The sequence below is a fragment of the Allobosea sp. UC22_33 genome (assembly GCF_042700715.1).
Classification (GTDB): domain Bacteria; phylum Pseudomonadota; class Alphaproteobacteria; order Rhizobiales; family Beijerinckiaceae; genus Allobosea.
The window spans coordinates 5,087,589-5,111,828 of record NZ_CP170556.1 but is presented as its reverse complement, the minus strand read 5'-3'; the positions used below and the strand labels follow the sequence as shown (position 1 = coordinate 5,111,828).

24 protein-coding genes are annotated in these 24,240 nt (G+C 67.2%); 10 read left to right on the top strand and 14 right to left on the bottom strand.

Translation table 11 applies throughout. The features are described from left to right. Nucleotides 1–85 precede the first annotated feature (85 nt). Both ACFJGT_RS24740 and ACFJGT_RS24735 read right to left on the bottom strand, forming a co-directional pair. Nucleotides 86–880, bottom strand: coding sequence for a class I SAM-dependent methyltransferase (locus ACFJGT_RS24740; RefSeq protein ID WP_377843837.1), 795 nt, complete (start codon nucleotides 878–880; stop codon nucleotides 86–88). Between the two features lie 122 nt (nucleotides 881–1,002). Next, a complete protein-coding gene (locus ACFJGT_RS24735; RefSeq protein ID WP_377843833.1) occupies nucleotides 1,003–1,758 on the bottom strand; it encodes a Crp/Fnr family transcriptional regulator in 756 nt (251 codons plus the stop codon). 201 nt (nucleotides 1,759–1,959) lie between these two features. Here ACFJGT_RS24735 and ACFJGT_RS24730 point away from each other — a divergent pair, with 201 nt between their 5' ends. Next, entirely contained in the window at nucleotides 1,960–2,247 is a 288-nt protein-coding gene (locus ACFJGT_RS24730) for a hypothetical protein (protein WP_377843831.1), read from the top strand. An 81-nt stretch (nucleotides 2,248–2,328) separates the two neighbouring features. Here ACFJGT_RS24730 and ACFJGT_RS24725 read toward each other — a convergent pair whose 3' ends face one another. Genes ACFJGT_RS24725 through ACFJGT_RS24715 form a run of 3 tightly spaced genes read right to left on the bottom strand, consistent with a single transcriptional unit; the run spans nucleotide 2,329 to nucleotide 4,776 of the window. Continuing rightward, complete coding sequence (locus tag ACFJGT_RS24725) at nucleotides 2,329–3,981, bottom strand: histidine kinase dimerization/phosphoacceptor domain -containing protein (protein WP_377843829.1); 1,653 nt, start codon at nucleotides 3,979–3,981, stop codon at nucleotides 2,329–2,331. Next, nucleotides 3,981–4,589, bottom strand: coding sequence for a sigma-70 family RNA polymerase sigma factor (locus ACFJGT_RS24720; protein WP_377843827.1), 609 nt, complete (start codon nucleotides 4,587–4,589; stop codon nucleotides 3,981–3,983). The genes ACFJGT_RS24725 and ACFJGT_RS24720 overlap by 1 nt, the downstream gene beginning before the upstream one ends. After that, complete coding sequence (locus ACFJGT_RS24715) at nucleotides 4,576–4,776, bottom strand: NepR family anti-sigma factor (RefSeq protein ID WP_377843825.1); 201 nt, start codon at nucleotides 4,774–4,776, stop codon at nucleotides 4,576–4,578. Before ACFJGT_RS24715 ends, ACFJGT_RS24720 begins: the two co-directional genes overlap by 14 nt. Before the next feature lie 255 nt (nucleotides 4,777–5,031). On the opposite strand from ACFJGT_RS24715, the gene ACFJGT_RS24710 reads away from it, so the two are divergent. From ACFJGT_RS24710 to ACFJGT_RS24700, 3 genes are all read left to right on the top strand, one after another. Next, nucleotides 5,032–5,826 (top strand): response regulator, encoded by a 795-nt coding sequence (locus tag ACFJGT_RS24710; protein ID WP_377843823.1) that lies wholly within the window; start codon nucleotides 5,032–5,034, stop codon nucleotides 5,824–5,826. 141 nt (nucleotides 5,827–5,967) lie between these two features. Continuing rightward, nucleotides 5,968–6,132, top strand: a complete 165-nt coding sequence (locus ACFJGT_RS24705) for a hypothetical protein (RefSeq protein WP_377843821.1) — start codon at nucleotides 5,968–5,970, stop codon at nucleotides 6,130–6,132. 110 nt (nucleotides 6,133–6,242) lie between these two features. Next, nucleotides 6,243–6,992, top strand: a complete 750-nt coding sequence (locus tag ACFJGT_RS24700; protein ID WP_377843819.1) for an extensin family protein — start codon at nucleotides 6,243–6,245, stop codon at nucleotides 6,990–6,992. 10 nt (nucleotides 6,993–7,002) lie between these two features. Here the strand turns inward: ACFJGT_RS24700 and ACFJGT_RS24695 are convergent, their stop codons facing one another. After that, nucleotides 7,003–7,269, bottom strand: a complete 267-nt coding sequence (locus tag ACFJGT_RS24695) for a hypothetical protein (RefSeq protein WP_377843817.1) — start codon at nucleotides 7,267–7,269, stop codon at nucleotides 7,003–7,005. Nucleotides 7,270–7,414: 145 nt separating this feature from the next. Between ACFJGT_RS24695 and ACFJGT_RS24690 the strand changes: the two genes are divergently transcribed. Both ACFJGT_RS24690 and ACFJGT_RS24685 read left to right on the top strand, forming a co-directional pair. Continuing rightward, nucleotides 7,415–7,849 carry a DUF992 domain-containing protein gene (locus ACFJGT_RS24690; RefSeq protein WP_377843815.1) on the top strand — a complete coding sequence of 145 codons (435 nt, stop codon included), beginning with the start codon at nucleotides 7,415–7,417 and terminating at the stop codon, nucleotides 7,847–7,849. Between the two features lie 165 nt (nucleotides 7,850–8,014). Beyond that, nucleotides 8,015–8,395: a response regulator gene (locus ACFJGT_RS24685; RefSeq protein ID WP_377843813.1), complete on the top strand. Its 381-nt coding sequence runs from the start codon at nucleotides 8,015–8,017 to the stop codon at nucleotides 8,393–8,395. A 10-nt stretch (nucleotides 8,396–8,405) separates the two neighbouring features. Here ACFJGT_RS24685 and ACFJGT_RS24680 read toward each other — a convergent pair whose 3' ends face one another. The 5 genes from ACFJGT_RS24680 to polA form a co-directional block, all read right to left on the bottom strand. Beyond that, nucleotides 8,406–9,797 (bottom strand): sensor histidine kinase, encoded by a 1,392-nt coding sequence (locus ACFJGT_RS24680; protein ID WP_377843811.1) that lies wholly within the window; start codon nucleotides 9,795–9,797, stop codon nucleotides 8,406–8,408. 79 nt (nucleotides 9,798–9,876) lie between these two features. After that, entirely contained in the window at nucleotides 9,877–10,302 is a 426-nt protein-coding gene (locus tag ACFJGT_RS24675) for a hypothetical protein (RefSeq protein WP_377843809.1), read from the bottom strand. 2 nt (nucleotides 10,303–10,304) lie between these two features. Beyond that, on the bottom strand, nucleotides 10,305–10,664 hold the full coding sequence (locus tag ACFJGT_RS24670) for a hypothetical protein (protein ID WP_377843807.1): 360 nt from the start codon (nucleotides 10,662–10,664) through the stop codon (nucleotides 10,305–10,307). A gap of 116 nt (nucleotides 10,665–10,780) precedes the next feature. Beyond that, entirely contained in the window at nucleotides 10,781–11,923 is a 1,143-nt protein-coding gene (locus ACFJGT_RS24665; RefSeq protein WP_377843805.1) for an AI-2E family transporter, read from the bottom strand. A 92-nt stretch (nucleotides 11,924–12,015) separates the two neighbouring features. Then, entirely contained in the window at nucleotides 12,016–15,060 is a 3,045-nt protein-coding gene (polA, locus tag ACFJGT_RS24660) for a DNA polymerase I (protein WP_377843802.1), read from the bottom strand. 94 nt (nucleotides 15,061–15,154) lie between these two features. On the opposite strand from polA, the gene ACFJGT_RS24655 reads away from it, so the two are divergent. After that, on the top strand, nucleotides 15,155–15,820 hold the full coding sequence (locus tag ACFJGT_RS24655) for a nitroreductase family protein (protein ID WP_377843799.1): 666 nt from the start codon (nucleotides 15,155–15,157) through the stop codon (nucleotides 15,818–15,820). A gap of 9 nt (nucleotides 15,821–15,829) precedes the next feature. Here ACFJGT_RS24655 and ACFJGT_RS24650 read toward each other — a convergent pair whose 3' ends face one another. The 3 genes from ACFJGT_RS24650 to ACFJGT_RS24640 form a co-directional block, all read right to left on the bottom strand. After that, on the bottom strand, nucleotides 15,830–16,768 hold the full coding sequence (locus ACFJGT_RS24650; RefSeq protein WP_377843796.1) for an aldo/keto reductase: 939 nt from the start codon (nucleotides 16,766–16,768) through the stop codon (nucleotides 15,830–15,832). Between the two features lie 87 nt (nucleotides 16,769–16,855). Further along, the gene (gene typA, locus ACFJGT_RS24645; protein WP_377843793.1) at nucleotides 16,856–18,733 is read right to left on the bottom strand and encodes a translational GTPase TypA; all 1,878 of its coding nucleotides are present in this window, start codon (nucleotides 18,731–18,733) and stop codon (nucleotides 16,856–16,858) included. 154 nt (nucleotides 18,734–18,887) lie between these two features. Continuing rightward, on the bottom strand, nucleotides 18,888–20,189 hold the full coding sequence (locus ACFJGT_RS24640) for a TAXI family TRAP transporter solute-binding subunit (RefSeq protein WP_377843790.1): 1,302 nt from the start codon (nucleotides 20,187–20,189) through the stop codon (nucleotides 18,888–18,890). A gap of 100 nt (nucleotides 20,190–20,289) precedes the next feature. Here ACFJGT_RS24640 and ACFJGT_RS24635 point away from each other — a divergent pair, with 100 nt between their 5' ends. The 3 genes from ACFJGT_RS24635 to ACFJGT_RS24625 all read left to right on the top strand — a co-directional run bounded on the left by ACFJGT_RS24635 (nucleotide 20,290) and on the right by ACFJGT_RS24625 (nucleotide 24,173). Beyond that, the gene (locus tag ACFJGT_RS24635) at nucleotides 20,290–20,973 is read left to right on the top strand and encodes a phosphoribosylanthranilate isomerase (RefSeq protein ID WP_377843787.1); all 684 of its coding nucleotides are present in this window, start codon (nucleotides 20,290–20,292) and stop codon (nucleotides 20,971–20,973) included. After that, nucleotides 20,970–22,187, top strand: coding sequence for a tryptophan synthase subunit beta (gene trpB / locus ACFJGT_RS24630; protein WP_377843784.1), 1,218 nt, complete (start codon nucleotides 20,970–20,972; stop codon nucleotides 22,185–22,187). Before ACFJGT_RS24635 ends, trpB begins: the two co-directional genes overlap by 4 nt. A gap of 123 nt (nucleotides 22,188–22,310) precedes the next feature. Further along, a complete protein-coding gene (locus ACFJGT_RS24625; RefSeq protein WP_377843781.1) occupies nucleotides 22,311–24,173 on the top strand; it encodes a glycosyltransferase family 2 protein in 1,863 nt (620 codons plus the stop codon). The last annotated feature ends 67 nt before the right edge of the window (nucleotides 24,174–24,240 follow it).

The following is a 24,240-nucleotide window of genomic DNA, read 5'->3' as shown; positions in this document are numbered from 1 at the left end:
CTAACAGGGAGGTCTTACGATTTCGTATGGAAACGGCCGAAATTCATCGTGCGCCACGATGACGCAGCGTTAATTCGGCTAAAAATCAACGAATCTGGCGATAAACCCAGACTCGCGCCGGCGGGATGTTGCGGAGCACCCAGTCGGACACGAAGGCCTTGAGGCCCGAGCCCTTGCGCGGAATCGGCGAGATCACCGAATAGGTGAACTGGATGAAGGGCGCGCCTTCGACGAGCAGCGGGAAAGCCTCGCGTGCCAGGGCGGAGCGGGTCGCCGGCGGGCGGTTGAACAGCGGCAGGCTGGAAACCAGCGCGATCGCCTTCTCGTGGAGATGGCCGGCGAGCGTCGCTGAGAGGGCATAGGCATCGCCCTGCACGATCGTCGCGCGCGGAAAGCGCTTGCTCAGCAATTCGCAGAATTCGGGGCTGTACTCGACGAGGATCAGGCGGCTTTCGTCGATGCCGCGCTCGATCAGCGCTTCCGTGACAGGGCCGGTGCCGGGGCCGATCTCGATCACCGGGCCGGGCTGCGCGGGGTCGACGAACGAAGCCATGCGCTTGGCCAAAGCCGGGCTCGACGGCGTGACCGAGCCGGTCCGGCGGGGATCGTCGATCCAGGACTTGATGAAGCGCGCCTCGTCGCCCAGCTTAGCCTTGGCCTCGCTGACGCGGCTCTTGAACTTCTCGGCGGTGTTGCGGACCTCGCCCTCGACCTTGTAGCGGACAGCCGCGACCTTCAGCTTGGCCTCGGCCACGCGGTCGACGAGATCGGCTGCGGTGACGCGCACCTCGCCCTCGATCCGCGTCGCAACGCGAGACTGCCCGAGGCGGGCCGCCAGCGAAGTTGCACGCGGTGGGCGATGGCGGATCGTCGAAGACATGACACCCCTTGAACGCCGCAGAGACGACGCGTGTGACGCAAATCACGTTACCTGCGCGGCATATGGGGTCAAGAGCAGGCTGCCGCCAAGCTTTTAATCCACATCCGCCGCAATCGGCGCGGTCAGATCAGCGGCCGCGGTGCCGTGACCTGCTCATAGGCCGCAGCCATCCGTGCCGTCAGGCGCGGATTCAGCAAGGTGAGCCGGCCCGCCGCCAGCGAGAACAGACCTTCCCGGCGCAATCGCGACCAGGTCTTGCTGGTGTGGACGAGCGACAGCCCAAGGGCATCGGCGAGCTGCTGCTGCGACAGCGGAAAGGCGAAGCTGTCATTGGTGACGAGCCCCAGCGCATCGGCCCGGTGATACAATGAGATGATCAGCGCTGCGACGCGCTCGGCGGCGTTGCGTTGCCCGACCGAGGTCAGGTTGTCGTCGACCATGCATTCCTCGCGCGAGCCGAGCCAGGAGATTTCATAGGCCAGCGTCGGCATTCTCTCGAACAGCTCCCAGAGGCGCTTGCGCGGGAAGACGCAGAGCTCGGCATCGGTCAGGGCCTCGATGCCATGCTCGGCGGCCGCGAGCAGCGAGGCCTGCAAGCCCACGAGATCGCCGGGCAGGAGGAAGTTGAGGATCTGGCGCCGCCCGTCCGGGAGGGATTTGTAGCGGAAGGCCCAGCCCGAGAAGAGCGTGTAGAGCTCCGCATCCTCCTGGCCGGGATGGATGATGTCCTGGCCGGCGCGCACGCTCCGGTGGTCGATCTTCATCGTCTGGATAAAGCGGATCTCGTCATCGGTCTTGTCCCGGAAGGCGGGCTTGAGCCGCAACGGGCAAGCGAGACAGGGCGTGCCGAGGCGCCCCAGCCGGCTGGCGATGTTCATGGTCGAATTGATCCCCCGATCTTCCGGCAGAGAGCCGGCTTCGAGACAACGCACTGAGAGCGGTTCCCGTTCCGCAACGACAGGCGCGACCGGGCCGCTTCGCAGGCTGCCGCTTCGCAGGCTTTTGGGAACCCAAGCGGTGTTTGCGGCGTTTTCCTTCTCGAAAGCCGGTCATTCCGCCGGTCAGCCCTGGAGACATCCATGCCGAAGTGCAGCCTCGCGCCGGCCATGCGCGCCATCGTCTTCTTCGGCCTCATGGGCACGGCCGTTTCGGCCATGACCCTGGGCGCCGACCTCCAGACGCCGGCCGACCAGAGCTCGACCACCATTGCCATCGCCAAGGGCGCAAACGAGCGCGGCTATACCGACAGCCTGCAGCTTGCCGCCGTCGACCGCGCCGACCGCTCGCGCAGCGCTGCAAAGCGCGCCATCGCTTCTCCGTCGCAGCAGGCGATGGTCGATGGGCCGGTCACGCATATCGTCCGCTAGACAATTCCAGCTTCGACATAAGACGCGCCGTCATCCGGGAGAACCGGATGGCGGCGCGTTTTCTCATGAGGACAGCACGCTTCAGGAGCCGTGGCCGATCCGCCAGCGACCCAGGCTGCGGCCCTGAGGCTCCTGTGTCTGCACGGCCTCGATCTGGGTGAGCAGGCCGGCGAAAAGCCGTGGCGGCGCGCTGTGCTGGATGTCGCGGTCGACCGCGAGCCCGACTTCGATCGCGGCCTCGTCGACATCCAGGACATCGATGACGATCCGGACGCCCGGCGTGCCCCGCAGGGCCCGGGAGGCGACATCCGCCACCAGGAAGCCGAGCGGGATGATCCGGTCGACGGAGAGCGTCGCGGCCGTCTCGATCCGGCTCGTCACCCACTGGTCGCGGCTGCGGATCAGGTTCGAGATCATCGTCACGACGTCGTCGAGGAAGAGGTCGACACGGACGGGCTGCATCTCGCCATCGGCGAGGGTGAAGCGATAGGCAGCCGACAGCACATGCACGCGGCATTCGGCATCGGCCAAGGCCAGCCGCGCCTCGTCGCGATGATCGCGCTTGCTCAGCCCGATATAGCTCTGCACGACCTGCAGGCTGTTCTTGACCCGGTGGTGCAGCTCGCGGACGAGGAAGCGGTTGTCGTCGAGCGCCGTCTGGAGGCGGCGCTGGCGAACCTCCTGCTCCTCGACCATGCCGTTGAAGGCTTCGGCGACGCTGCGGATGTCGCTGGGCATGCCGTCCGCCACCGTGGCGCGGACCCGGTTGTTGGCGGTTCGCGACCGGGCCGCCGTCTCGATGCCGCGCAGCCAGCGCAGGCAATGCTTGTCGATCGCTCGCATGCAGACGAGGCAGAGCAGGCCGAGCGTCAGGAGCGGGGCCAGCAGCAGCACGATGAACTGCAGCCGGGCTGCCTCTGCCGGGCGCTCGTCGAAGCTCGCGACGATATAGAAATCCGGCTCCGCGACCATCCGCGCGGCGAAGACGCTGTCCACCCCCGCCCGGTTCGGCGCCGACCAGCGCACATGCTTCGCCGGCATCCGCTCCGTCAGCGGCAGCCATGACGGCTCGCGGTTGTCACCGCGGCTGGCGATAACGCCGGCATCGCGCCCGATCAGCGCAACGTTCTGGACCTGCCCGTCCTCGCCGAGATCGAAGACGTTTTCGAGTAGTTCGGGAGCGACGAGCAGAAGCGCCTGCTGCAAGCCACCATTCGCGCCGGGGAGGTCCGAGGCGAGGATGGCGAGGTAGCGCCGCCCGCCCGCGGTGACCTGATCGTAGCGCATCCGGCCGAGATTGGCGCCGTTCCACATCCCGACGGCCGGACGCCCCGCGAGCTGGGTGACAAGGCCTCCCAGCGCCTCAGTCGTCAGGTCCGGATCGAGCGTTCCACTGCAGAGCCGCCCATCCGCCTGCCGCAGGAAGAAGGCGCGATACCCTCCAGCCCGCTCCATCGCCTTGACGCCGGCATCGCGGCACCCCGGCGTATCGAGGCCGCGCTCGCTTGCCGTGGTGCCGAAGGCGAGCAGGGCGCGCGACATGCCGCGATACCAGACGCGGGTGCGCACCGCGAAATCATCGGCGGCGCGCGCCTGCGCCGCCTCGATCGCGACGATCGCGGCCCGGTAGGTCGCATAGGCTGCGAAAGCGGAGGCGCAGGCGATCGGAACCGCGATCAGGACCAGCAAAGCCAGCAGACGCGCCCTGACAGTGCTGAAACGCCGCAAACGCATCAGGACCCAACGGGTTCGGAACCAACTCTCTGCATCGCAGCCGCAGTGGTGCGACCCGGCCCGAGATCATCGATGCTGCCGATCGAGAGCAGCTCGGCGAGTTTCGTGCGGGCCCGGTTGACCCGGCTCTTGATGGTACCGATCGCCACGCCGCAGATCTCCGCCGTTTCCTCATAGGACAGCCCGGTGGCGCCAACCATGATCAGCACCTCGCGCTGCTCTTCCGGGAGCTTTGCGAGCGCCTTGCGGAAATCGGCGAGATCGAGATGGCTTTCCTGATTGCCGTGGGTCGCCATGCGCTCGGCATAGGTGCCCTCGCTGTCCTGCACCTCGCGGCCGCGCTTGCGGTACAGCGAGTAATAGGTGTTGCGCAGGATGGTGAACAGCCAGGCGCGCAGGCTGGTGCCGGGCTCGAACTTGTCCGAATTGCCCCAGGCCTTCAGCAGCGTGTCCTGCACGAGGTCGTCGGCCAGCTGCATCGAGCCCGAGAGCGAGGCGGCGAAAGCGCGCAGATTGGGAATCTCGCGGATCAGCCCGTCCTTGAAGTCTTCGGTCCGGCGTTCCTGAGCCAGGGTCTGGCCGGCCGGCGCGGTATCACTGGGACTCATCGCGCGACGCTCCAGCTGCACGCCGCTCGGTCGCCTCAAGCTGCGCCAGCAGCACGAGAAACTTGTCCGGCACGGGTGCGTTCACGATGTCGTCGTAATGGGCCTTGAGGGAACGGCCGATGGATTCCTGCACCCTCGGGTCCAGAACCAGATCGAAACCTTCATCGGGATCGTCCGGTTCAGTCATCGTTGCATCCAGCCTGCTCATCTCAGCCCTCGCACCACCACCGGGCCGACTTTTCCAGCCGATCCCGCATTCCTACGCCCTGCCATCCCTGGTCCCGCATCACGCCGGCCGTGCCGAACCCACGTCGCGATGGCGACACCAATACGCCCTAATAACGGGTACCCTAAGCGAAGGTTCCGTCGCCTCGCAAAAATAAATTCCTTGTCTCTCGCGCATCCTAAGCCATTATTCCGGCACGTTAAAAGGGACGCGTTCATGTCGATTGCAAAAGAAATTGCGCCTCATCTTCCCTATCTGCGCCGCTTCGCGCGCGCGCTTTGCGGAAGCCAACCGAGCGGCGACGCCTATGTCGTCGCCATGCTCGAAGCGCTCGTCGCGGACCCCTCCGGTTTCCCGCGCGACCTCGATCCGCGGATCGGCCTGTACAGGACGTTCCTGAAGCTGTGGTCCTCGGCCAGCGTCGATGCCGCCGCCCCCGTGGTCGAGCTCTCGCGCGCGCCGGCCGAGCGCAATCTCGAGGCGCTGACCCCGCGTCCGCGCCAGGCCTTCCTGCTGCGGACGGTGGAAGGCTTCCCGCTCGACGACGTGGCCAAGGTCATGGACGTCACGGCCGCGGAAGCTTCCGCGCTGATCCAGACCGCCGGCCAGGAGATCGCCGAGCAGGTCGCGACCGAAGTGCTGATCATCGAGGACGAGCCGATCATCGCGCTCGACATCGAGACGATGGTCGAGGAGCTCGGCCATACCGTCACGGGCGTCGCCCGCACCCAGCGCGAGGCGATCGCGCTCGTCGCCAAAAGGCGGCCCGGCCTCGTGCTCGCCGACATCCAGCTCGCCGATGGCAGCTCGGGCCTCGACGCCGTCAACGAGATCCTGTCGACAATCGACGTGCCGGTCATCTTCATCACCGCCTATCCCGAGCGCCTCCTCACGGGCGACCGGCCGGAGCCGGCCTTCCTGATCACCAAGCCGTTCCAGCCGGAGGCCGTGAAGGCCGCGATCAGCCAGGCGCTGTTCTTCGACCGCCGCGCCGGCCGCAAGGCCGCCTGACGCTTCGCTTCCCTGTGAAGACGATCAAGGCCCGCGGCTAACGTCCGCGGGCCTTTTTTCTTGCCACCCGGGAACCCGTGCGGAGATGATGCGTTCCGCGTGGAATGACAGTTTCGTTTGCAGTTGGGGAGGGCGTGGATCATGGCGACGACCTGCTTCTCGGCCGCTATCGCGGCACTATCGATCGGGGCAGCGCTGTTCACCGGCATCGTGCAACCGGGAGCGCCGAGCGCGGAAATCCTGTCGCTTGCGCTGGCAGGCCTGACCGGCGTCACGATCGCCAGCGCCTCGGCCCTGGACAGCTAACCGGTCCCCCATTCAGCCTCGGCCCGACGCACTCCCTGGTCCTTCGACAAGGACACCGGACGAGGCGGATCGTCGCGACCGCGCTCCTCGCCGCGATCGGCCTGTGCATCGTGCCGGCCCTGGGCCTGGCCGCGCCGGTCACTGCACCGCTCTCCGCGCAGCGTCCTCCGCCCCGGCCGCCGGAATTGCGCCCGTCCATCCCGGATAAAGCGCGCAAGACCGAGCCTCAGAGCACGGCACCCGCTTCCGCGAAGACCGACAACGCGGCGACACCGGCCGGGCAGAGTTCGTGCCTGTCGGCGCTGTCAGCCATCCCCGGCAACCGGGTCACGCCGGCCACGCCTTCCACACTGGAGAAAGACCCTGCCTGCCGGATCGACGACCCCGTCCGTGTCGAGGCTCTCGCGATCAGGGGATCGGGCGGCGCCGCGACCGTGTCCTTCGAGCCGCCGCCGCTGCTGAGCTGCGCCATGGCGAAAACGCTGGCCCATTGGCTCGACAGCAGCGTCCAGCCGCTGGCGCGCGGGCATTTCGAGCAAGACATCGCGAGCCTGCGTGTCGGGGGAGGTCATGAATGCCGGCGGCGCAACCGGGCTTCGGCCGGCCCGCTCAGCGAGCATGCCACCGGCCAGGCGCTGGACATCTTCGCTTTCAAGCTGGGAATCGGGGCGGGTGCATCACAGGTCGTGGTGGAGAAGCCGGGCGGCCTGACGCAGAGCCGCTTCCTCGATGCGGTCAGGCAATCGGCCTGCGGCGCCTTCATGACGGTGCTGGGACCGGGTTCGGACGCCGCCCATGCCAATCACCTGCATGTCGACATCCAGGAGCGGCGCTCGCGCGCGTCCCGCTTCTGCCAATAGGCAATCGAACTCAGTGGGAACGGTCTGCCGGATCGAAGCGCAGGAGGAAGCCTTGCTCGTCACCGGACGAGACGAGGTCGCCGACCAGGCGGGGGCCGTTGCGGCGCGCGGCCATCACAGCCAGCGCGGCGGCCTGATCGAGACCCGTGGCGACGAGATCCTCGAGCTCCCAGAATGGCGGCAGCGCCATCACGAGATCGGGATCGATTATTGTTGGGGTTTCCCCCAGAGGACGACTCACGGACATCGACATTCCCATGCCAAGATGAAACGCCAACGCTACAAACTCCTGCCTGTTCCCTACGCTGGAACTGTGGGTTTCTTGGGGCGTTCGTCCCGCCAGTTCACGAGGAGCATTCGCGATGAGCCGAGGGCAATCCCGATCCTGTCTAACCGCCCTTGCCTTTGCCGGCCTCATCGGAATGCATGAGCCTGCCGCAGCGCAGAGCGCAGGCCCGCCGACAGGGCGCCTGTCCTGTACCGTCGGCAGCAATTTCAGCGGCATCGCCAAGGCCCAGCGCCCGACCGAATGCCGCTTCCGGCCGCGCCGCGGCCCGATGCAGCATTATACGGGTATCGTCCGCAACTTCAGCCTGGATCTCGGCACCGTCCGGAATGCGACCATGGTCTGGCGCGTCTACGGTCCCTATGCGCGTGCGTCTCTCGGCGCGCTGAGCGGGTCCTACAAGAGCGGCAGCACGACTGCTCCCTCCGCTCCCGGCAATGCGCTGTCCGGCGGAAAGGACAACGAAGCGACCCTGCTGCCGCTGCCGCTCCAGGGCAATCGCGGCATCAATGTCGCGATCGGCGTGACCGCGCTCGACCTGACGCTCGTCGAACCCGGCCGCCGCCGCTGACGCTTCCGAACCGAGGACGGCATTACCTTTTTGCTAACCTTGACTGCTCAAAATCGACTCAAATTCCTCGCTTTCCGCCATGCTGGGGCGCCAGAGCAGGAACATCGCCAATCCTGTTACGTTGAGATCCCGTAACAGGATTGCAGTGAGTGAGAGAGCCGGTCGATGGCTGATATCCGCGTACTCATCGTCGAGGACGACCCGTTCATCGCGATGGACATCGAAAGCGCCGTTGCCGAGCAGCTCGGCGACGGGGTCGAGCTGATCATCGTCGAATCCGTCGCGGAAGCCCGGCGGATGACGGCAAAGCAGCTCGCCTGCGCCCTGCTCGACATCGATGTCGTCGGCGGCAAGACCTTCGATGTCGCGAGCATCCTCCAGGAAACCGGCACGCCCTTCGCCTTCGTTTCGGGATCGGCGCCGCACGAGGTGCCGGCCGAGTTGCGCGGCGCCCGCTTCCTGCGCAAGCCGTTCTCCACGCGCGAGGTCGCGGCCTTCGTGAAAACCGCCGTGGGCGTGCCCGAGCTGAAGGCCGCGCAAAGCTGAGATCGCGACGTCAGGCCTGAGCCGGCGGCGTTTCCCGCTTCGGAAAGACGATCGTCACTCGCGTGCCCGGACGCCCGGGCTGCTCGCAATCAGCCGGCTCGGCGGTCATCGTCGCCCGCATGCTGCGCAGCAGGCTGGCGATCACCGTCTGGCCCAGGCCCTTGCTCGCCACTTCCTGGGGCATGCCGACGCCGTCATCCTCGATCGACAGGGCAAGCGCCGGCTCGCCCCCGAACGCCGTCGGTACGAAGCGGATGACGATCCGTCCCGCCACGCCATCGGGAAAGGCGTGCTTGATGGCGTTGGTCACGAGCTCGTTGACGATGACGACGAAGGAAACGGCATCCCGTCCCGGCAGACGGATCGCTTCCATCTCGAGATCGATCCGGATCGGCCGGCCCTCGGCCGCCTTGCCGATCTCGGCGAGCAGGTCTTCCATATAGGGGCGCGCGTCGATCTCGTCGGTCTCGATGTCGAGGCGCAGGCGCCGCTGCCCGGCCGCGATCGCCTGGATGCGCGACTGCGCCTGGGCCAAGGCCGCCTTGACCGCCGGCTCGCGCGTCTGCCGGCTCTGGACATTGAGCAGGGCCGAAACCATGGCGAGGTTGTTGCCAACCCGGTGATTGACATCGCGCAGCAGCGCCTCGATGCGCAGGCGCTCGCTTTCGAGCTGGCTGGTGCGCTCCCCCACGATCCGCTCGAGTTCGGCATTGCTGATCGCGAGCGCATTGCTGCGGCGCTGGCGGCGGCGCAATTGCTGCCAGGCGGCGAAGGCAAGGCCGGCGAGCGCAATGATGATGCCGGTGCTGCCCCAGAGGCGGCGGCGCTCCTCGCGGCGGTAGAGCGACATCAGCCGGATGTTCTCGCTCTGCTGGATGGCCTGGACGGTCTCGCGCAGCCGGTCCATCGCGGCGATGCCGCTTTCGCTGCGGACCAGCGCCAGCGCCTCGGGCCGGCGGCCGGCCCGCTCCAGCGAGATCGTCCGGTCGAGCTCCGCGAATTTGGTGCCCATATCCGTGCGCAGCGCCGCGACCCGTTCCTTCTGGGCCGGATCGGCATCGACGAGCGCGGCCAGGATGTCGAGTTCGGGCCCGGCCGCAGCCCTGCCCTCGGTGAAGGGATCGAGATAATCGGCCTCCCCGGTCAGCAGGAAGCCGCGCTGGCCGGTCTCGGCATCGCGCATCCGGCCGAGGAAGCGCTCGGCCCGCTCGCGAATCTCGATGGCATGGGAGACGCGGTCCGCCGTCTGCCGCGCCTGCCAGTTGATCCAGGCGGCCAGCAGGATCGCGAGCGCGACAACCCCGATCGCGATGATCGTGGTCGTCGCCGAGCGAAGGCGCGCGCCAAAGACCGGAAAAACCGGCATCGGAAAGCGGTTGCGGGGCCTCACCTGAGCAGACATGCAGGTCTTGTTAGGGGACGCATGTCGACATCCCTATGTAAAAAGACATGCCTCGTCCATGCCGCCACCTGGCGCGGAATCAGGCTTCCCCATCGTCATCCGAGCCGCCCGCAACGATCTGGCGACCCAGAATCGCGCCGAGCACGACGATGCCGCCTGCTGCAGCCATCCGCCAGCTCAGGCGTGATCCGATGAGCTTTGCGGCCAGCGGCGCGGCCGCGAAAGCCGCAGTCGCCGCAGGGCGCGGCGGCCGGCGGCGATTCTTGACGATGGTCGCCGCGCCCAGCGCCAGCAGGGCCGCAAGGAACAGCCCTCCGGCGATCCAGAGGCTGGCGGCGACAGCGCCGTAGCGCAGCACCAGCACGGTATGCAGCGCATTCAGGGCATAGCCGCCGGCGCAGAGCATGAGCAAGGCGGCAAGGCCGAACAGGCCGTAGACGGTGACATTGCGCCTCACCACCCCGGAAATCTCCGCGGAGATGAAGGACCCGATCCCCCCGAACATGGTCAGCGCGCCGACAGGAAGCCGACGAACAGGCCGACTGCCGCCGCCAGGCCAAGCGCGCGCAGCGGCCGCTCGCGGATCTCAGCCTCGATCAGTTGCTGCAGTTCGGTCGCCTGTTCCTTGGCGACGTCGACCATGCGGTCGGTATCGACGCCTACGGCGCGCAGGCGCTCGCTGACGGTCGCGGCGATATCTTCGGCGCTACGGGTCAGGGTGTCCTCCAGCGCGCTCGCCTGGCGCTTGGCACGGGCTCCGGCCTGGCGGACCTCGGCCGCCACATCCTCGGCGCCGGCTTCGACCTCGGCCTTCGCCCGCTTGGCAGCGGCGGCAGCCTGACGTTTCGCGGATGTCGTGGTGGCCATGGCAATGTCGTCCTGTCGCTGATGGAAGTGTGGATGGTGGCGAGGAGGCGCGGCGGCCGCAAGGGCTTCCGCTTGATCGGGCAACGCGTGCACGGCGGTTCTGTTCCGGAAACCGCTCAGGCAGCTTGGGCTTCGCCGGTCTTCTCAGCCTCTTCGGTATCTGCCCTGGCCTTTTCGCGGCGATAGCGCGCAAATTCCTCCTGCGCCACCATGGCGACGATGACGATCGGCGTCGAGAGCACGGCGCCGACGGGCCCCCAGAGCCAGAGCCAGAAGATAAAGGCGATGAAAACGAGGAAGGGGGAGATCGTCAGCCGGTTGCCGACGAAGACGGGCGTGACCGCGTTGCCCTCGATCAGGTGCAGGACATAATAGGCCGCGGCCGGCCAGAGCGCTGCGAGAATCGAGGGCGCATCCAGCAACGCGCCGGCGAGAAGCATGATCGCGACGAAGATAGGCCCGACGAAGGCGAGATAGTTGAGCAGGAAGGCGAGCGCGCCCCAAAAGACTGGAAAAGGCAGGCCCGCGAGCCAGGCGATCGCCATCGTCAGGATGCCCATGCCGAGATTGATCACCGTCACCAACGCGAAATAGGTCGCCACCCGTGCCTCGATCTCCTCGAAGAAGGACCCGGCCGAACGGCGCGCGCCCCGGCCGAGACAGAGCCTGAGCACGCGTGCCTTGAGGTGGCGACGCGTCGCCAGCCAGAAATAGATCGTCGCGACGAAGATCAGCATGCCGCCGGCCGCCGTCGACGAGGACATGGCGATGTCGAAGAGCGGATTACCCTGGGAGACGCTGAGTTCGGCGCCCTTGCCGGTTATGGATGCGATGCCGCGCTTGAACTCGTCCATGAAGGCGAAGACGCCGGCGAGCTTGCCGTGCAGGGCCGCCATCATCGCCGGAGCCTGGTCGCTCCAGCCGGCGACCGGCACGGCGAGGATCGCGACCGCGCCGAGCAGCAGGCCAATGAAGAGCAGCACCACCAGGGCCGCAGCCGCGTGTTGGGGAACGCGGTGGCGGGCCAGCACATCGACCAGGGGCCCGAGCACGAGCCCGAAAATGACGCCCGCAACGACCGGCATCGCGATGACCTTGGTCAGTGCCAGCGAGGCCGTGGCGAGAATAACGAAGATGCCGACGATGGCGTAGCGGACGATGAGGTCATGCTCGACGGGCGTGACCTCCACGGTGTCCTCGACCGGTTCCGCCTCGGCCATGTAGCGCGGAAACGGCCGCCAGGCCGATGAACTGAGCATGGGATGCTTCCAACGCGCGAGCCGCGCCCCCCTGGCGCGTCAACGGGATCAACGCTGGAAAGATCGACCGGGTTCCGGTTGGCGAGAGGCTCTTAGTGCGCCTCGTCCCAGTTGCCGGCGGCGCGGGCCTCGACCGCGAGCGGCACGCGCAATTGCACGGCCGGATGCGGCGCCTCGACCATGACCTTCTCGATGATCGGCAAGGTCTTCTCGACCTCCTCCTCCGGCACCTCGAAGACCAGCTCGTCATGGACCTGCAGGAGCATGCGGGCGCCCAGCCGGTTGGCGGCGAGGGCGTCATCCATGCGGGTCATCGCCCGGCGGATGATGTCGGCGGCCGAGCCCTGGATCGGGGCGTTGATCGCCTGGCGCTCGACGAAGGCGCGCTCGGACGGGTTCTTCGATGAAACCGCCGGGAAATGGCAGACGCGGCCGAAGATCGTCGTGACCTGGCCATGGGCGCGGACATGGGTCTTGGTCTGGTCCATGTAGTCGCGGATGCCGGGGAAGCGCTCGAAATACTTGCGGATATAGGCGCTCGCCTCCTCGCGGCCGATGCCGAGCTGGTTGGCGAGGCCGAAGGCGGAGATGCCGTAGATGATGCCGAAATTGATCGCCTTGGCGCGGCGGCGCACCTCGCTCGGCATGCCCTCGACGGGCACGCTGAACATCTCGGATGCCGTCATGGCGTGGATGTCGATGCCATCGGCGAAGGCCTGCCGGAGCTGCGGAATCTCGGCGATGTGGGCGAGCAGGCGCAGTTCGATCTGGCTGTAGTCGGCCGAGACCAGCTTGTAGCCCTTCTCGGGCACGAAGGCGGTGCGGATCTTGCGGCCGGCCTCGGTGCGGATCGGGATGTTCTGCAAGTTCGGTTCGGAGGAGGAGAGCCGGCCCGTCGTGGTCGCAGCCAGCGCATAGGAGGTGTGGACCCGGTTGGTTTGAGGGTTCACGTAAGCTGGCAGCGAGTCGGTATAGGTCGATTTCAGCTTGGCGAGCTGGCGCCATTCCAGGATCTTGGAGGGCAGCGGATGCCCCTGCTCGGCAAGCTCTTCCAGCACGCCGGCGCCGGTGGCCCACTGGCCGGTCGCGGTCTTCTTGGCGCCCGCCAGCCCCATCTTGCCGAACAGGATGTCGCCGAGCTGCTTGGGGCTGCCGATCGTGAATTTCTCGCCGGCGAGCTCGTAGATCTCGTCCTCCAGCCGGGCCAGCCCCTGCGCGAAATCGCCGGAGAGGCGGGAGAGGATCTGCCGATCGATGGCGATGCCGCGGCGCTCCATCCGGGCGAGGACCTCGACCATCGGCCGCTCCAGCACCTCGTAGACCGCCGTCTTCTTCTCGGCGACAAGACGCGGCTTCAGTGCGAGCCAGAGCCGGAGCGTGACGTCGGCATCCTCGGCGGCATAGTCCGTCGCGCGGTCGAGCGGGACCTTGTCGAAGGTGACCTGCGATTTTCCGGTGCCGGCGACCTGCGCATAGGGAATCGTCTCGTGGCCGAGATGCAGTTCCGAGAGCTTGTCCATGCCGTGGCTGTTGTTGCCGGCATCGAGCGCATAGGAGATCAGCATGGTGTCCTCGATCGGGGACACGCTGAGGCCATGACGCTCCAGGATCAGCAAATCGTATTTCAGGTTCTGGCCGATCTTAAGCACGCCCTGATCGGCGAGGAGCGGCTTCAGGGCGGCGACGGCCTGCGCCAATGGAATCTGGCCTTCGAGCAAACCTTCATCGAAAAGGCCGCCATCGCCGCCGCGATGCTGGAGCGGGATATAGCAGGCGCGGCCCGGCGCGACCGCCAGCGAGATGCCGGCGAGATCGGCCTGCATCGCGTCGAGGGAGGTGGTCTCCGTGTCGAGCGCGACATGGCCAACTTCGTAAGCCCAGCCGATCCAGCGTTCGAGATCGGCGAGCGTACGCACGCATTCATAGGCTGTGCGGTCGATCTTGCCTGCGATCGCCTCGTTCTTGCGGGCAGCGGCGAGGTCGCCCGGCTTCAGCCAGCCGTCTTCGCCGACCGCGGCGCCCGAGGCGGCAGCGGCAGGCGCGGGAGACGCAACCGGTGTGGAGCCGGAAACAGCGTCCTCGATCGCATCGGCCCCGACATAGAGCGCCTTGAGCTCGGCGGCGCGTGCGCCACCCGGCGCCAGATCCGGATCGGCGTCGACGGCGCCGACATCGGCCTCATAGGCCTCGGCGACGCGCTTGGTGATGGTCGTGAATTCCATCGCCTTGAGGAAGGCGATGAGCTTGGCCGGATCGGGCTGCTCCAGCGTCAGGTTTTCCAGCGGCGTCTCGACCTTCACGTCGTCGACAAGGCTGACGAGCTTGTGGGAGATGCGGACCTTCTCGATCACCTCGGGATTGGTCAGCGTCTCCCGGCGCTTCGGCTGCTTGATCTCGCCGGCCCGCGCCAGCAGGGTTTCGAGATCGCCATATTCGCCGATGAGCTGGGCCGCGGTCTTGATGCCGATGCCCGGTGCGCCCGGCACGTTGTCGGTGGCGTCGCCGGCCAGCGCCTGCACATCGGTGACCTTGTCCGGCATGACGCCGAAATACTCGACGACCTCGGGCTCGCCGATGCGGCGCTCGGCCCGGAAGCCCGCGCCCTTCTTCTGGTCGCCGGAGGCGGGATCGTACATGGCGACGCCCGGCTTCACCAGCTGCATCAGGTCCTTGTCGGCGGAGACGATGAGGACATCGGCGCCAGCCTCGCGCGCCTGCTTCGCATAGGTCGCGATCAGATCGTCGGCCTCGTAGACATCCTGCTCGACCGGGATCAGGCCGAAGGCGCGCACCGCCTCGCGCATCAGCGGGAATTGCGGGATGAGATCGGCCGGCGGCTCCGAGCGGTTGCCCTTGTAGGCCGGGTAGATCGCCTTGCGGAACGAGTTCTCCGACTTGTCGAAGACGATGGCGAGATGGGTTGGCCGGACGCCGAGCACGCCCTCGCGCACGAACTGGAAGAGCTTGGTGGCGAAGAGCCGGACCGCGCCGGAAGGCAAGCCGTCCGACCGGGCATTGTATTTCCGGTCCTGATTGATCGACTGGAAATAGGCCCGGAAAATGAAGTTCGAGCCATCGACCAGGAAGAGATGGTCGCCGGGCTTCAGGGCGGGCGCGGTGGTGGTTGTCTCGCTCATGGCGCGGACCATAAGCGGGCAGACGCAACCGGTCCATTGCATCCGGGCGGCGATTCGCAGCAAGCTGGCCAAAATGCGTCAGGAGCGAAGCGTCGTGAGTCCCTATGTCACCATGCCCCTCGTCTTCGAGAGTGTTCCGGAAGCGGAGATGCAGGGGCGGGCGGAGGCCTTCCTCGCCCGCATGCGCAAGCGCCGTACCGTGCGCGACTTCTCCGACAGGCCGGTGCCGCGCGAATTGATCGAGACCGCCGTGCGCGTCGCCGGCACGGCTCCCTCAGGCGCCAACCAGCAGCCCTGGAGCTTCGCCTGCATCGCGGACCCCCAGCGCAAGAAGCTGATCCGCGAGGGCGCGGAAGAGGAGGAGCGCGCCTTCTATGCCGGCCGCGCCGGCGAGGAATGGCTGGACGCGCTCGCCCATCTCGGCACGGACGACCAGAAGCCTTTCCTGGAGAACGCCCCCTGGCTGATCGCGATCTTCGCGCAGCGCTGGGGCCATGATGCCGAGGGCAACAGGATCAAGCACTATTACGTGCCTGAGTCAGTGGGCATCGCCACCGGCTTCCTGATCGCGGCGCTGCACGATGCCGGGCTGGCGACGCTGACGCATACGCCGGCGCCGATGAACTTCCTGAACGAGCTCTGCGGGCGGCCCGACAACGAGAAGGCGCTGATCCTGCTCGTCGTCGGCTATCCCAAGGAGGATTGCCGCGTCCCCGCCATCGGCAAGAAGCCGCTGGAGGAGATCGCAACCTTCCTGTGAGCCTCGGGCTCAGGCGGTGATCTTGTCGATCTCGGCGAGGTCTTCCGCGCTCAGCACCCAGTCGGCCGCCTTGACGTTGGCCGCGACCTGCTCCGGCTTGGTGGCACCAGCGATGACGCTGGAGACGACGGGCTGGGCCGCAAGCCAGGAAAAGGCCAGCTCGACCAGCGTATGACCGCGCTGCTCGGCGAAGGCGGTCAGGCCCTCGATGCGGCGCCAGTTATCCGCGCTGAAGATCTCGTCGGCGCGCTGCGGCAGCTTGGTCAGGCGCGCGCCTTCCGGCATCGCCGCGCCGCGCTTGTACTTGCCGGTGAGCGCGCCGTTGGCGAGCGGGAAATAGGGCAGCAGGCCCATGCCGTAATGGGCGATGGCGGGGATCAGGTCCTTCTCGGCGCCGCGCTTCAGCAGGCTGTACTCGTCCTGCGCCGAGGCGAAACCGGGGATGCCGAGATCGCGCGCCGTCCACTGGGCATCAGCGACCTGCCAGGCGACGACGTTGGAGCAACCGACATAGCGGACCTTGCCCTGGCGGACGAGATCGTCGAGCGCGCGCAGCGTCTCCTCGATCGGGGTCAGCGGGTCAGGCCGGTGGAGCTGATAGAGATCGAGCCAGTCGGTCTTGAGGCGCCGGAGCGAATCCTCGACGGCGTTCATGATGTAGCGGCGCGAGCCGCCCTTCTTCACGCTCTCAGTATCCATATCCATGCCGAACTTGCTGGCGAGCACGATCTGCTTGCGGCGCGCGCCCAGAACCTCGCCCAAAGCCGTCTCGGAGCCGCCGCGCTCACCATAGATATCGGCCGTGTCGAACAGGGTGATGCCGTGCTCGATCGCGGCATCGACGACCTTGCGCGTCGCGTCGAGGTCGATACGGCCGCCGAAATTGTTGCAGCCGAGCCCGACGAGCGAGACGCGCAGGCCCGAGCGGCCGAGATTGCGGAATTGCATGGTGGTGATCCTTCCCCTGAGAGGCGGGCAGAGGATCAGAGCGGGCGGGCAAGGACAATCGCCCGGCGCGTCATCCGCGGGCTGCGCTCAGCGCAGACCCGGAAACGAAAATGCCCGGGCTCGCGCCCGGGCATTTGATCTCAGGCCACTTTCGGCCTTCTGCTTCTGCGAGCGCTTGCGCTCGTTCGGGTCGAGGATGCCCTTGCGCAGGCGGATCGACTTCGGCGTGACCTCGACGAGCTCGTCGTCGTCGATCCAGGCCAGCGAACGCTCCAGCGTCATGCGGATCGGCGGGGTCAGGCGCACCGCCTCGTCCTTCGAGGTCGTGCGGATGTTGGTGAGCTTCTTGCCCTTGAGCACGTTCACCTCGAGATCGTTCTCGCGGGTGTGCTCGCCGACGATCATGCCCTGATAGACCTTCCAGCCCGGCTCGATCATCATCGGGCCGCGGTCTTCGAGGTTCCACAGCGCGTAGGCCACGGCCTCGCCGGTCTCCATCGCGATCAGCACGCCGTTGCGGCGCCCGCCGATCTCGCCCTTGTAGGGCAGGTAGTCATGGAACAGCCGGTTCATGATGGCGGTGCCGCGCGTGTCGGTCAGCAATTCGCCCTGGTAGCCGATCAGGCCGCGGGTCGGGGCGTGGAAGACGAGGCGCAGGCGATTGCCGCCGGAGGGACGCATCTCCAGCATGTCGGCCTTGCGCTCGGACATCTTCTGCACGACGACGCCGGAATGCTCCTCGTCGACGTCGATCACGACCTCTTCGATCGGCTCCAGAAGCTGGCCGTCCTCGCCGCGCTTCAGCACGACGCGGGGGCGGGAGACGCCGAGCTCGAAGCCCTCGCGGCGCATCGTCTCGATCAGGATCGCGAGCTGGAGTTCGCCACGGCCGGAGACGATGTAGCTGTCCTTGTCGGAGGCTTCCTCGATCTTCAGCGCGACGTTGCCCTCGGCCTCCTTGAACAGGCGGTCGCGGATGACGCGGGTGGTGACCTTGTCGCCCTCGGTGCCGGCGAGCGGGGAATCGTTGACCATGAAGGTCATCGACACCGTCGGCGGGTCGATCGGCTGCGCCTTGATCGGAGTGTCGACTGACGGGTCGCAGAAGGTGTCGGCGACGGAGCCCTTCACCAGGCCCGCGATCGAGACGATGTCGCCGGCGACGGCCTCTTCGATCGGCTGGCGCTCGAGGCCGCGGAAGGCGAGGATCTTCGAGATGCGGCCGGTCTCGACGGTCGAGCCGTCGCCGGAGAGCACCTTGACGGTCTGGTTCGGCTTGGCCGTGCCCGAGGTGACGCGGCCGGTGATGATGCGGCCGAGATAGGGGTTGGCCTCCAGCAGCGTGCCGATCATGCGGAACGGGCCTTCCTCGACCTTGGGCTCCGGCACATGCGAGAGGATGAGGTCATACATCGGCGCGAGGCCGTTATCCTGCGGGCCTTCCGGCGAATGGGCCATCCAGCCCTGCTTGCCCGAACCGTAGAGGATCGGGAAGTCGAGCTGCTCGTCGGTGGCGTCGAGCGCGGCGAAGAGGTCGAAGACCTCGTTGATGACTTCGGTGGTGCGGGCGTCCGGCTTGTCGACCTTGTTGATCGCCACGATCGGGCGAAGGCCGAGCTTCAGCGCCTTGGAGACCACGAACTTGGTCTGCGGCATCGGGCCCTCGGCGGCATCGACCAGCACGATGGCCGAGTCGACCATGTTCAGGATGCGCTCGACCTCGCCGCCGAAATCGGCGTGGCCGGGGGTGTCGACGATGTTGATGCGCGTGTCCTTCCAGACGACCGAGGTCGCCTTGGCCAGGATGGTGATGCCGCGCTCCTTCTCGAGGTCGTTCGAATCCATCACGCGCTCGATGACGCGCTGGTTGTCGCGGTAGGTGCCGGACTGCTGCAGGAGCTTGTCGACGAGCGTGGTCTTGCCATGGTCGACGTGCGCGATGATGGCGATGTTGCGCATGGACATGCGGGTCTGGGCCTTGCTTTCAAGGCCACGAGCCGGTCTGGAGCGATGCCCCGCCGGCGCAGCCTGTTTCACGTGAATCTGGAATTCGTTGCGCTGCACATAAACGTTGGCGGGCTTTTCGGCAACCGCCGAGGCTGCCGAAAAGTAAATGCGCTCAAGCCTCCGCCAGCGCGCGCTGCCGTTCGGCCACGGCCCGGCCGACCTGATCGATGGCGAGGCGGTAGGCGGCGAGCGCGGCCACGTCGAGATCGCCCTTGGCATAATCCGCCAGCACGCGCGTCAGGATCTGGTCGGCTTCCTGGCCGAGGCGCATCAATTCCGCCTCGTCCTCGCAGGAACGGATCACGGCGAGAAGCTCCAGCAATTCGTCGAGGCCCGCCATCGCCCGTCGGCGGCGGTTGGCGCTTTCGCGGCCGAGCAGGGCAGCGCCGCCCGTGCCCACGGCCGAAAGCGCCATCGCGCCGATATAGAACCAGTCGCCATAGCGGTCGAAGAAGCTCTCCTGCTCCCCGTCGATATAGGCGGCCGCGCCGGAATGAACCGGCAGCGGCGCGTCCTTGTCGGTCGAGGGCGTCTCCAGCGCCTGCACGGCCGGCAGTTCCGAGGCCAGCGTCAGGCGCAGGCCGAGGATGTCCTTGGTCAGTTCGCCGACGAGATTGTCGTCAAGGCCCTGTGCCGCGACGAGGCGCGAGGTGATCGAGATGGTCTGCAGGCTCTCGGCCGGACGGGGCGGATCGCCGCCCAACGCACCGCGCACGATCTCGCCGGATTCGATCGCGCGGTAGTGCAGGGCGAGCGCATCGGCCTCGCGGACGGGGATCAGAACGGGGTCGTTGCCCCAGGCCTCGCGCAGGCGGCGCAAGCCGTCGTTATTAGTGTGGGAGCCGACCGCGTTGATCGAGAAGAAGACGTCGATGCGCTTCTCCTTCGCCGCCGCCACGATCTCCTCCTGGCTCAAGCCCACGATCTCGACCTCGTCCGGCCGGACCTCGTATTGCGCCAGCACCCGCTTCAGCAGCGTGATGTTGCCGGCCGGATTGCGGGACACGCCGATCCGGCGGCCGCGCAATTCGGCGATGCGGCCGATGGCGGTCTCGGCCCCGGTGATGAAGAAAGGGAAGGTCCGGCGGGTGATCAGCACGGTGTCGGCAGTCGAGGGCATGGCAATGTCGGCGCGCAGCATGGCGAGATCGGCCTGGCCGGCATCGATCCGCTTGGCGCTGTCCTCGGAACCCTCCGTCAGGACGAGACGCAGCCGCACCGAAGCCTTGTCGCGATTGAGGCCCTGCACGAAGGCAGCAGCCATGCGGGCATCCTCGGAGCCGAGCGGCCCGACCGCAAGGCGCAGGGTCCGCGGCTGGCCGACATAATAGAATACCGCCACGACGAGGCCGGAGACGGCGAGCAGCCCCGCCGCGATCGCCAGCCCTCGCCTGCCCATACCCAGCCGGATCAATCAACGCCCCCTTCTTCGCCCCATGCAAGCATGGCTTCCTTCGCCATCATGTCGCAAGTACGGCATGCGCCCGCGGACGGACCGTGCTAAACGCCGGGCCATGTCCACTGGTTCGCCCTTCCTGATCAAGATCTGTGGCCTCTCGACCCCCGAGACGCTGGAGGCCGCGCTCGCGGCCGGCGCCGACATGATCGGGCTCAATTTCCACCCGAAGAGCCCGCGCTACGTCACGCTGGAGCGCGCCAGGGAACTGGCGGCGATCGCCCGCGGCAAGACCGAGATCGTCGCGCTCGTCGTCGACTGGAGCGAGCAGCGGGCCGCCGAACTTGCCGAGGCGTTGAAACCCGACTGGTTCCAGTTTCATGGCCGCGAGACGCCCGAGCAGACCGCGGCCCTGCGCCGTGCCGTCGCCCGGCCGGTGATGAAGGCCCTCGGCATCGCCACGGCCGAGGACCTGAGCGCCGTCGCCGGCTATCGCGACGCCGCCGATCTCATCCTGCTCGACGCCAAGCCGCCGAAGGACGCGGCCTTCCCCGGCGGGCATGGCAAGCCCTTCGACTGGGGCCTGCTGGGCGGTCTCGACCCTTCCCAGCGCTTCATGCTATCGGGCGGGCTCGATCCGGCGAATGTCGCCGAGGCGATCCAGGTGACCCATCCGGCCGGTGTCGACGTATCATCAGGCGTCGAAAGCGCGCCGGGGATCAAGGACCCCGCCCGGATCGCGGAATTCATCGCGGCGGCCCGCAAGGCCGCGGCGGCAGGACAGGAAAGCTCGAGCGCATGAACGCCCCCTCGACCCCGAACAGCTATCGCAACGGCCCGGACGAGAACGGCCGCTTCGGCCTGTTCGGCGGCCGCTTCGTCGCGGAAACGCTGATGCCGCTGATCCTGGAACTGGAAGAGGCCTATAACGCCGCCAAGGCCGACCCGGCCTATCATGCCGAGATGAGCAGCGGGCTGAAGCATTATGTCGGCCGGCCCTCGCCGCTCTATCTCGCCGAGCGCCTGACGGACCATTTCGGCGGCGCCAAGATCTACCTGAAGCGCGAGGAGTTGAACCATACCGGCTCCCACAAGGTGAACAACGTGCTCGGCCAGATTTTGCTGGCGCGGCGCATGGGCAAGAAGCGCATCATCGCCGAGACCGGCGCCGGCCAGCACGGCGTCGCGACCGCGACGCTCTGCGCCCGCTACGGGCTGGAATGCATCGTCTACATGGGCGCGGTCGACGTCGCCCGGCAGGCGCCCAACGTCTTCCGCATGCAGATGCTCGGCGCCACGGTGGTCCCGGTCGAATCCGGCACCAAGACGCTGAAGGACGCCATGAACGAGGCGCTGCGCGACTGGGTGACCAATGTCGGCACGACCTTCTACTGCATCGGCACGGTCGCAGGCCCCCATCCCTATCCCGCGATGGTGCGCGACTTCCAGTCGATCATCGGCAAGGAGACCCGTGAGCAGATGCAGGAGGCGGAAGGCCGCCTTCCCGATTCACTCGTCGCCTGCATCGGCGGCGGCTCGAACGCGATGGGGCTGTTCCACCCGTTCCTCGACGATCCCAGCGTCGAAATCTACGGCGTGGAGGCTGCCGGCCACGGCATCCCGAGCGGCCTGCATGCGGCCTCGCTGAGCGGCGGGCGCCCCGGCGTGCTGCACGGCAATCGCACCTTTCTGCTGATGGACGATGACGGGCAGATCAAGGACGCGCATTCGATCTCGGCCGGGCTCGACTATCCCGGCATCGGCCCGGAGCATTCCTGGCTGCATGATGTCGGCCGGGCGAAGTACCTCTCGGCCACCGACGAGGAAGCGCTGGAGGCGTTCCAGCTGATCTCAAGGCTGGAAGGCATCATCCCAGCCCTGGAATCCGCGCATGCGCTCGCCCGCGTCGCCGATCTCGCCCCGCAGAAGCCGAAGGACCATCTGATGGTGGTCAACCTCTCAGGTCGCGGCGACAAGGATATCCCGCAGGTCGCGGAGATCCTGGCGGCGCGCTGACGCCGCCGCCCCTCACGAAACTTTGACGCGCAGCCTCTCGACTCTCGTTACGGCACTGGCGAGCATAGCTTGTTTCCGGCGCATCCGCGCCGGGCATCGTCGCGTGGAGCGGGACCGGGGCCAGTGGGGGGCAGCGGTAACGACGACCGTCCGATCGGGCACGGGCCGGGTTCAACCGGCCTGCCGGTCGAACTCGCCTTCCTGACGCGGCACGGCCTGGCGCCTTCGCTTCTCGCCCGCATTGCCGACATATCCCGGCGCAACCGCACCGAGCCGGTCCGCGAGGCGATCGCGCTCGGCCTGATCGACGAGACCGGCTTCTACCGGGCACTCGCGAACGAGATGGGGCTCGCCTTCCTGCCGCAGCCGCCGCGCCCGATGCCCGGCGGCGGGCACGATGCCATCCTGCGCCAGGGCATTGCGCCGACGATCGACGACCTGCGGTTCCGATTCATCCTCGCGCCCGAAGGTCCGGCGCTGCGGCGGATGATCGAGGCCGGGCCACGCCATCGCCACGACATCGCCGTGACGACCCCGCGCCGTTTCGGGGATGCCCTGCGCCACAGCAATGCCGGCCCGCTGGCCGAGCACGCGGCCGGGCTCGATCCCGCTGGCCTCGCCCGCGACAGCGCCCGCACGGGCGCGAGCCGGGGCCAGGCGATTACGGGCGGCTGCGGGATCGCGGCTGCCGCGACCGGCGGCGTCTTCGCCCCGCTCGAAACCTTCTTTGCCTTCGCGCTGCTGCTCGGCCCCCTCTTCCTCGGCCTGATCCTGCTGCGGCTGGCGGCCTCGATCGAACGCTCGGCGCCCGATCTCTGGCGCAGCCATCGCTGGCGCATCGACGAGTCGCGCCTGCCCGTCTACACCGTCGCGGTCCCGCTCTATCGGGAAATCGCCGTGCTCCGGCAACTGACGGATGCCTTGGCAGCGCTCGATTATCCTCCCGCCAAGCTCGACATCCGCCTCCTGATAGAAGCCGATGACACGGTGATGCAAAATGCGCTGGCGGGGATGGCCCTGCCGTCGCATTTTTCCGTGACGATCGTTCCGCCAGGATTGCCACGTACCAAGCCGCGGGCGCTCAACCTCGCCCTGCTGGAAGCGCGCGGCATGTTCTTCACGATCTTCGATGCCGAAGACATTCCCGACCCGCAGCAGGTGCGCATGGCGGCCGCCCGCTTCCTTGGAGGCCCGAAGGACCTCGCCTGCCTGCAAGCTAGGCTCGTGATCGACCATGACGACGAAGGCGTGCTGCCTGCCTTGTTCGCATTGGAATATGCCGGCCTGTTCGAGGTCTTGAATCCCGGGCTTCTGCAATTCCAACTGCCGATCCTGTTGGGCGGCACTTCAAACCATTTCCGGACCGAGGCGCTGCGCGCCGTTGGCGGCTGGGATGCCTGGAACGTGACGGAAGACGCCGATCTCGGCTTCAGGCTGGTGCGCGCCGGTTATCGCATCGGCGACCTGCCCTCCAATACCCGCGAGGAGGCACCGGTCTCGATCCCGGCCTGGCTGAAGCAGCGGTCGCGCTGGATCAAAGGCTATATCCAGACATTGGTGACGCATTCGCGCGCGCCCTTGCGATTGATGCGCGAGGCCGGGATCGCCGCGACCCTCGCCTTCCTGTCGCTGGTATTCGGCACCGTCGCGACGGCGCTCGGCTATCCCGCTTTCGCCATCGCCGCCCTGATCGCCTGCTGGAACGGCTCGCTGTTCGAGCCGGTGGGCACACTTGCCACGGCGACCTCGATCATCGCGCTGGGTGTCTGGCTGCTCGGCAGCATCGCCCTGTTCATACCGCCGATCGTCGGCGCATTGCGGCGCGGCTCGCCGGGGCTCCTCCTGCTCGTGCCGCTGCTGCCGCTCTACTATGCGCTCATCTCGCTCGCTGCCTGGATCGCGTTCTACGAATATCTCAGGCGCCCCTTCGCCTGGAACAAGACCGAGCACGGGCTCGCCCGCCGACGTCCCAACCGACCATCCTAGAGCAATCCGCAATTCTCCGAATCGCAGGATGGATCCAGGCCGATGCTTCATCGCATTGTCTTGACGC

Bases quoted from the DNA above. Each gene is read 5' to 3' on its own strand.
- ACFJGT_RS24715 (WP_377843825.1), bottom strand. From the start codon at position 4,776: ATGACTGAACCGGACGATCCCGATGAAGGTTTCGATCTGGTTCTGGAC.
- ACFJGT_RS24635 (WP_377843787.1), top strand. From the start codon at position 20,290: ATGTCCACTGGTTCGCCCTTCCTGATCAAGATCTGTGGCCTCTCGACC.
- ACFJGT_RS24720 (WP_377843827.1), bottom strand. From the start codon at position 4,589: ATGAGTCCCAGTGATACCGCGCCGGCCGGCCAGACCCTGGCTCAGGAA.
- ACFJGT_RS24685 (WP_377843813.1), top strand. From the start codon at position 8,015: ATGGCTGATATCCGCGTACTCATCGTCGAGGACGACCCGTTCATCGCG.
- ACFJGT_RS24735 (WP_377843833.1), bottom strand. From the start codon at position 1,758: ATGAACATCGCCAGCCGGCTGGGGCGCCTCGGCACGCCCTGTCTCGCT.
- ACFJGT_RS24665 (WP_377843805.1), bottom strand. From the start codon at position 11,923: ATGCTCAGTTCATCGGCCTGGCGGCCGTTTCCGCGCTACATGGCCGAG.
- ACFJGT_RS24670 (WP_377843807.1), bottom strand. From the start codon at position 10,664: ATGGCCACCACGACATCCGCGAAACGTCAGGCTGCCGCCGCTGCCAAG.
- ACFJGT_RS24730 (WP_377843831.1), top strand. From the start codon at position 1,960: ATGCCGAAGTGCAGCCTCGCGCCGGCCATGCGCGCCATCGTCTTCTTC.
- ACFJGT_RS24680 (WP_377843811.1), bottom strand. From the start codon at position 9,797: ATGTCTGCTCAGGTGAGGCCCCGCAACCGCTTTCCGATGCCGGTTTTT.
- ACFJGT_RS24650 (WP_377843796.1), bottom strand. From the start codon at position 16,768: ATGCAATTCCGCAATCTCGGCCGCTCGGGCCTGCGCGTCTCGCTCGTC.
- trpB (WP_377843784.1), top strand. From the start codon at position 20,970: ATGAACGCCCCCTCGACCCCGAACAGCTATCGCAACGGCCCGGACGAG.
- polA (WP_377843802.1), bottom strand. From the start codon at position 15,060: ATGAGCGAGACAACCACCACCGCGCCCGCCCTGAAGCCCGGCGACCAT.
- ACFJGT_RS24710 (WP_377843823.1), top strand. From the start codon at position 5,032: ATGTCGATTGCAAAAGAAATTGCGCCTCATCTTCCCTATCTGCGCCGC.
- ACFJGT_RS24690 (WP_377843815.1), top strand. From the start codon at position 7,415: ATGCATGAGCCTGCCGCAGCGCAGAGCGCAGGCCCGCCGACAGGGCGC.
- ACFJGT_RS24725 (WP_377843829.1), bottom strand. From the start codon at position 3,981: ATGCGTTTGCGGCGTTTCAGCACTGTCAGGGCGCGTCTGCTGGCTTTG.
- ACFJGT_RS24675 (WP_377843809.1), bottom strand. From the start codon at position 10,302: ATGTTCGGGGGGATCGGGTCCTTCATCTCCGCGGAGATTTCCGGGGTG.
- ACFJGT_RS24740 (WP_377843837.1), bottom strand. From the start codon at position 880: ATGTCTTCGACGATCCGCCATCGCCCACCGCGTGCAACTTCGCTGGCG.
- ACFJGT_RS24705 (WP_377843821.1), top strand. From the start codon at position 5,968: ATGGCGACGACCTGCTTCTCGGCCGCTATCGCGGCACTATCGATCGGG.
- typA (WP_377843793.1), bottom strand. From the start codon at position 18,733: ATGTCCATGCGCAACATCGCCATCATCGCGCACGTCGACCATGGCAAG.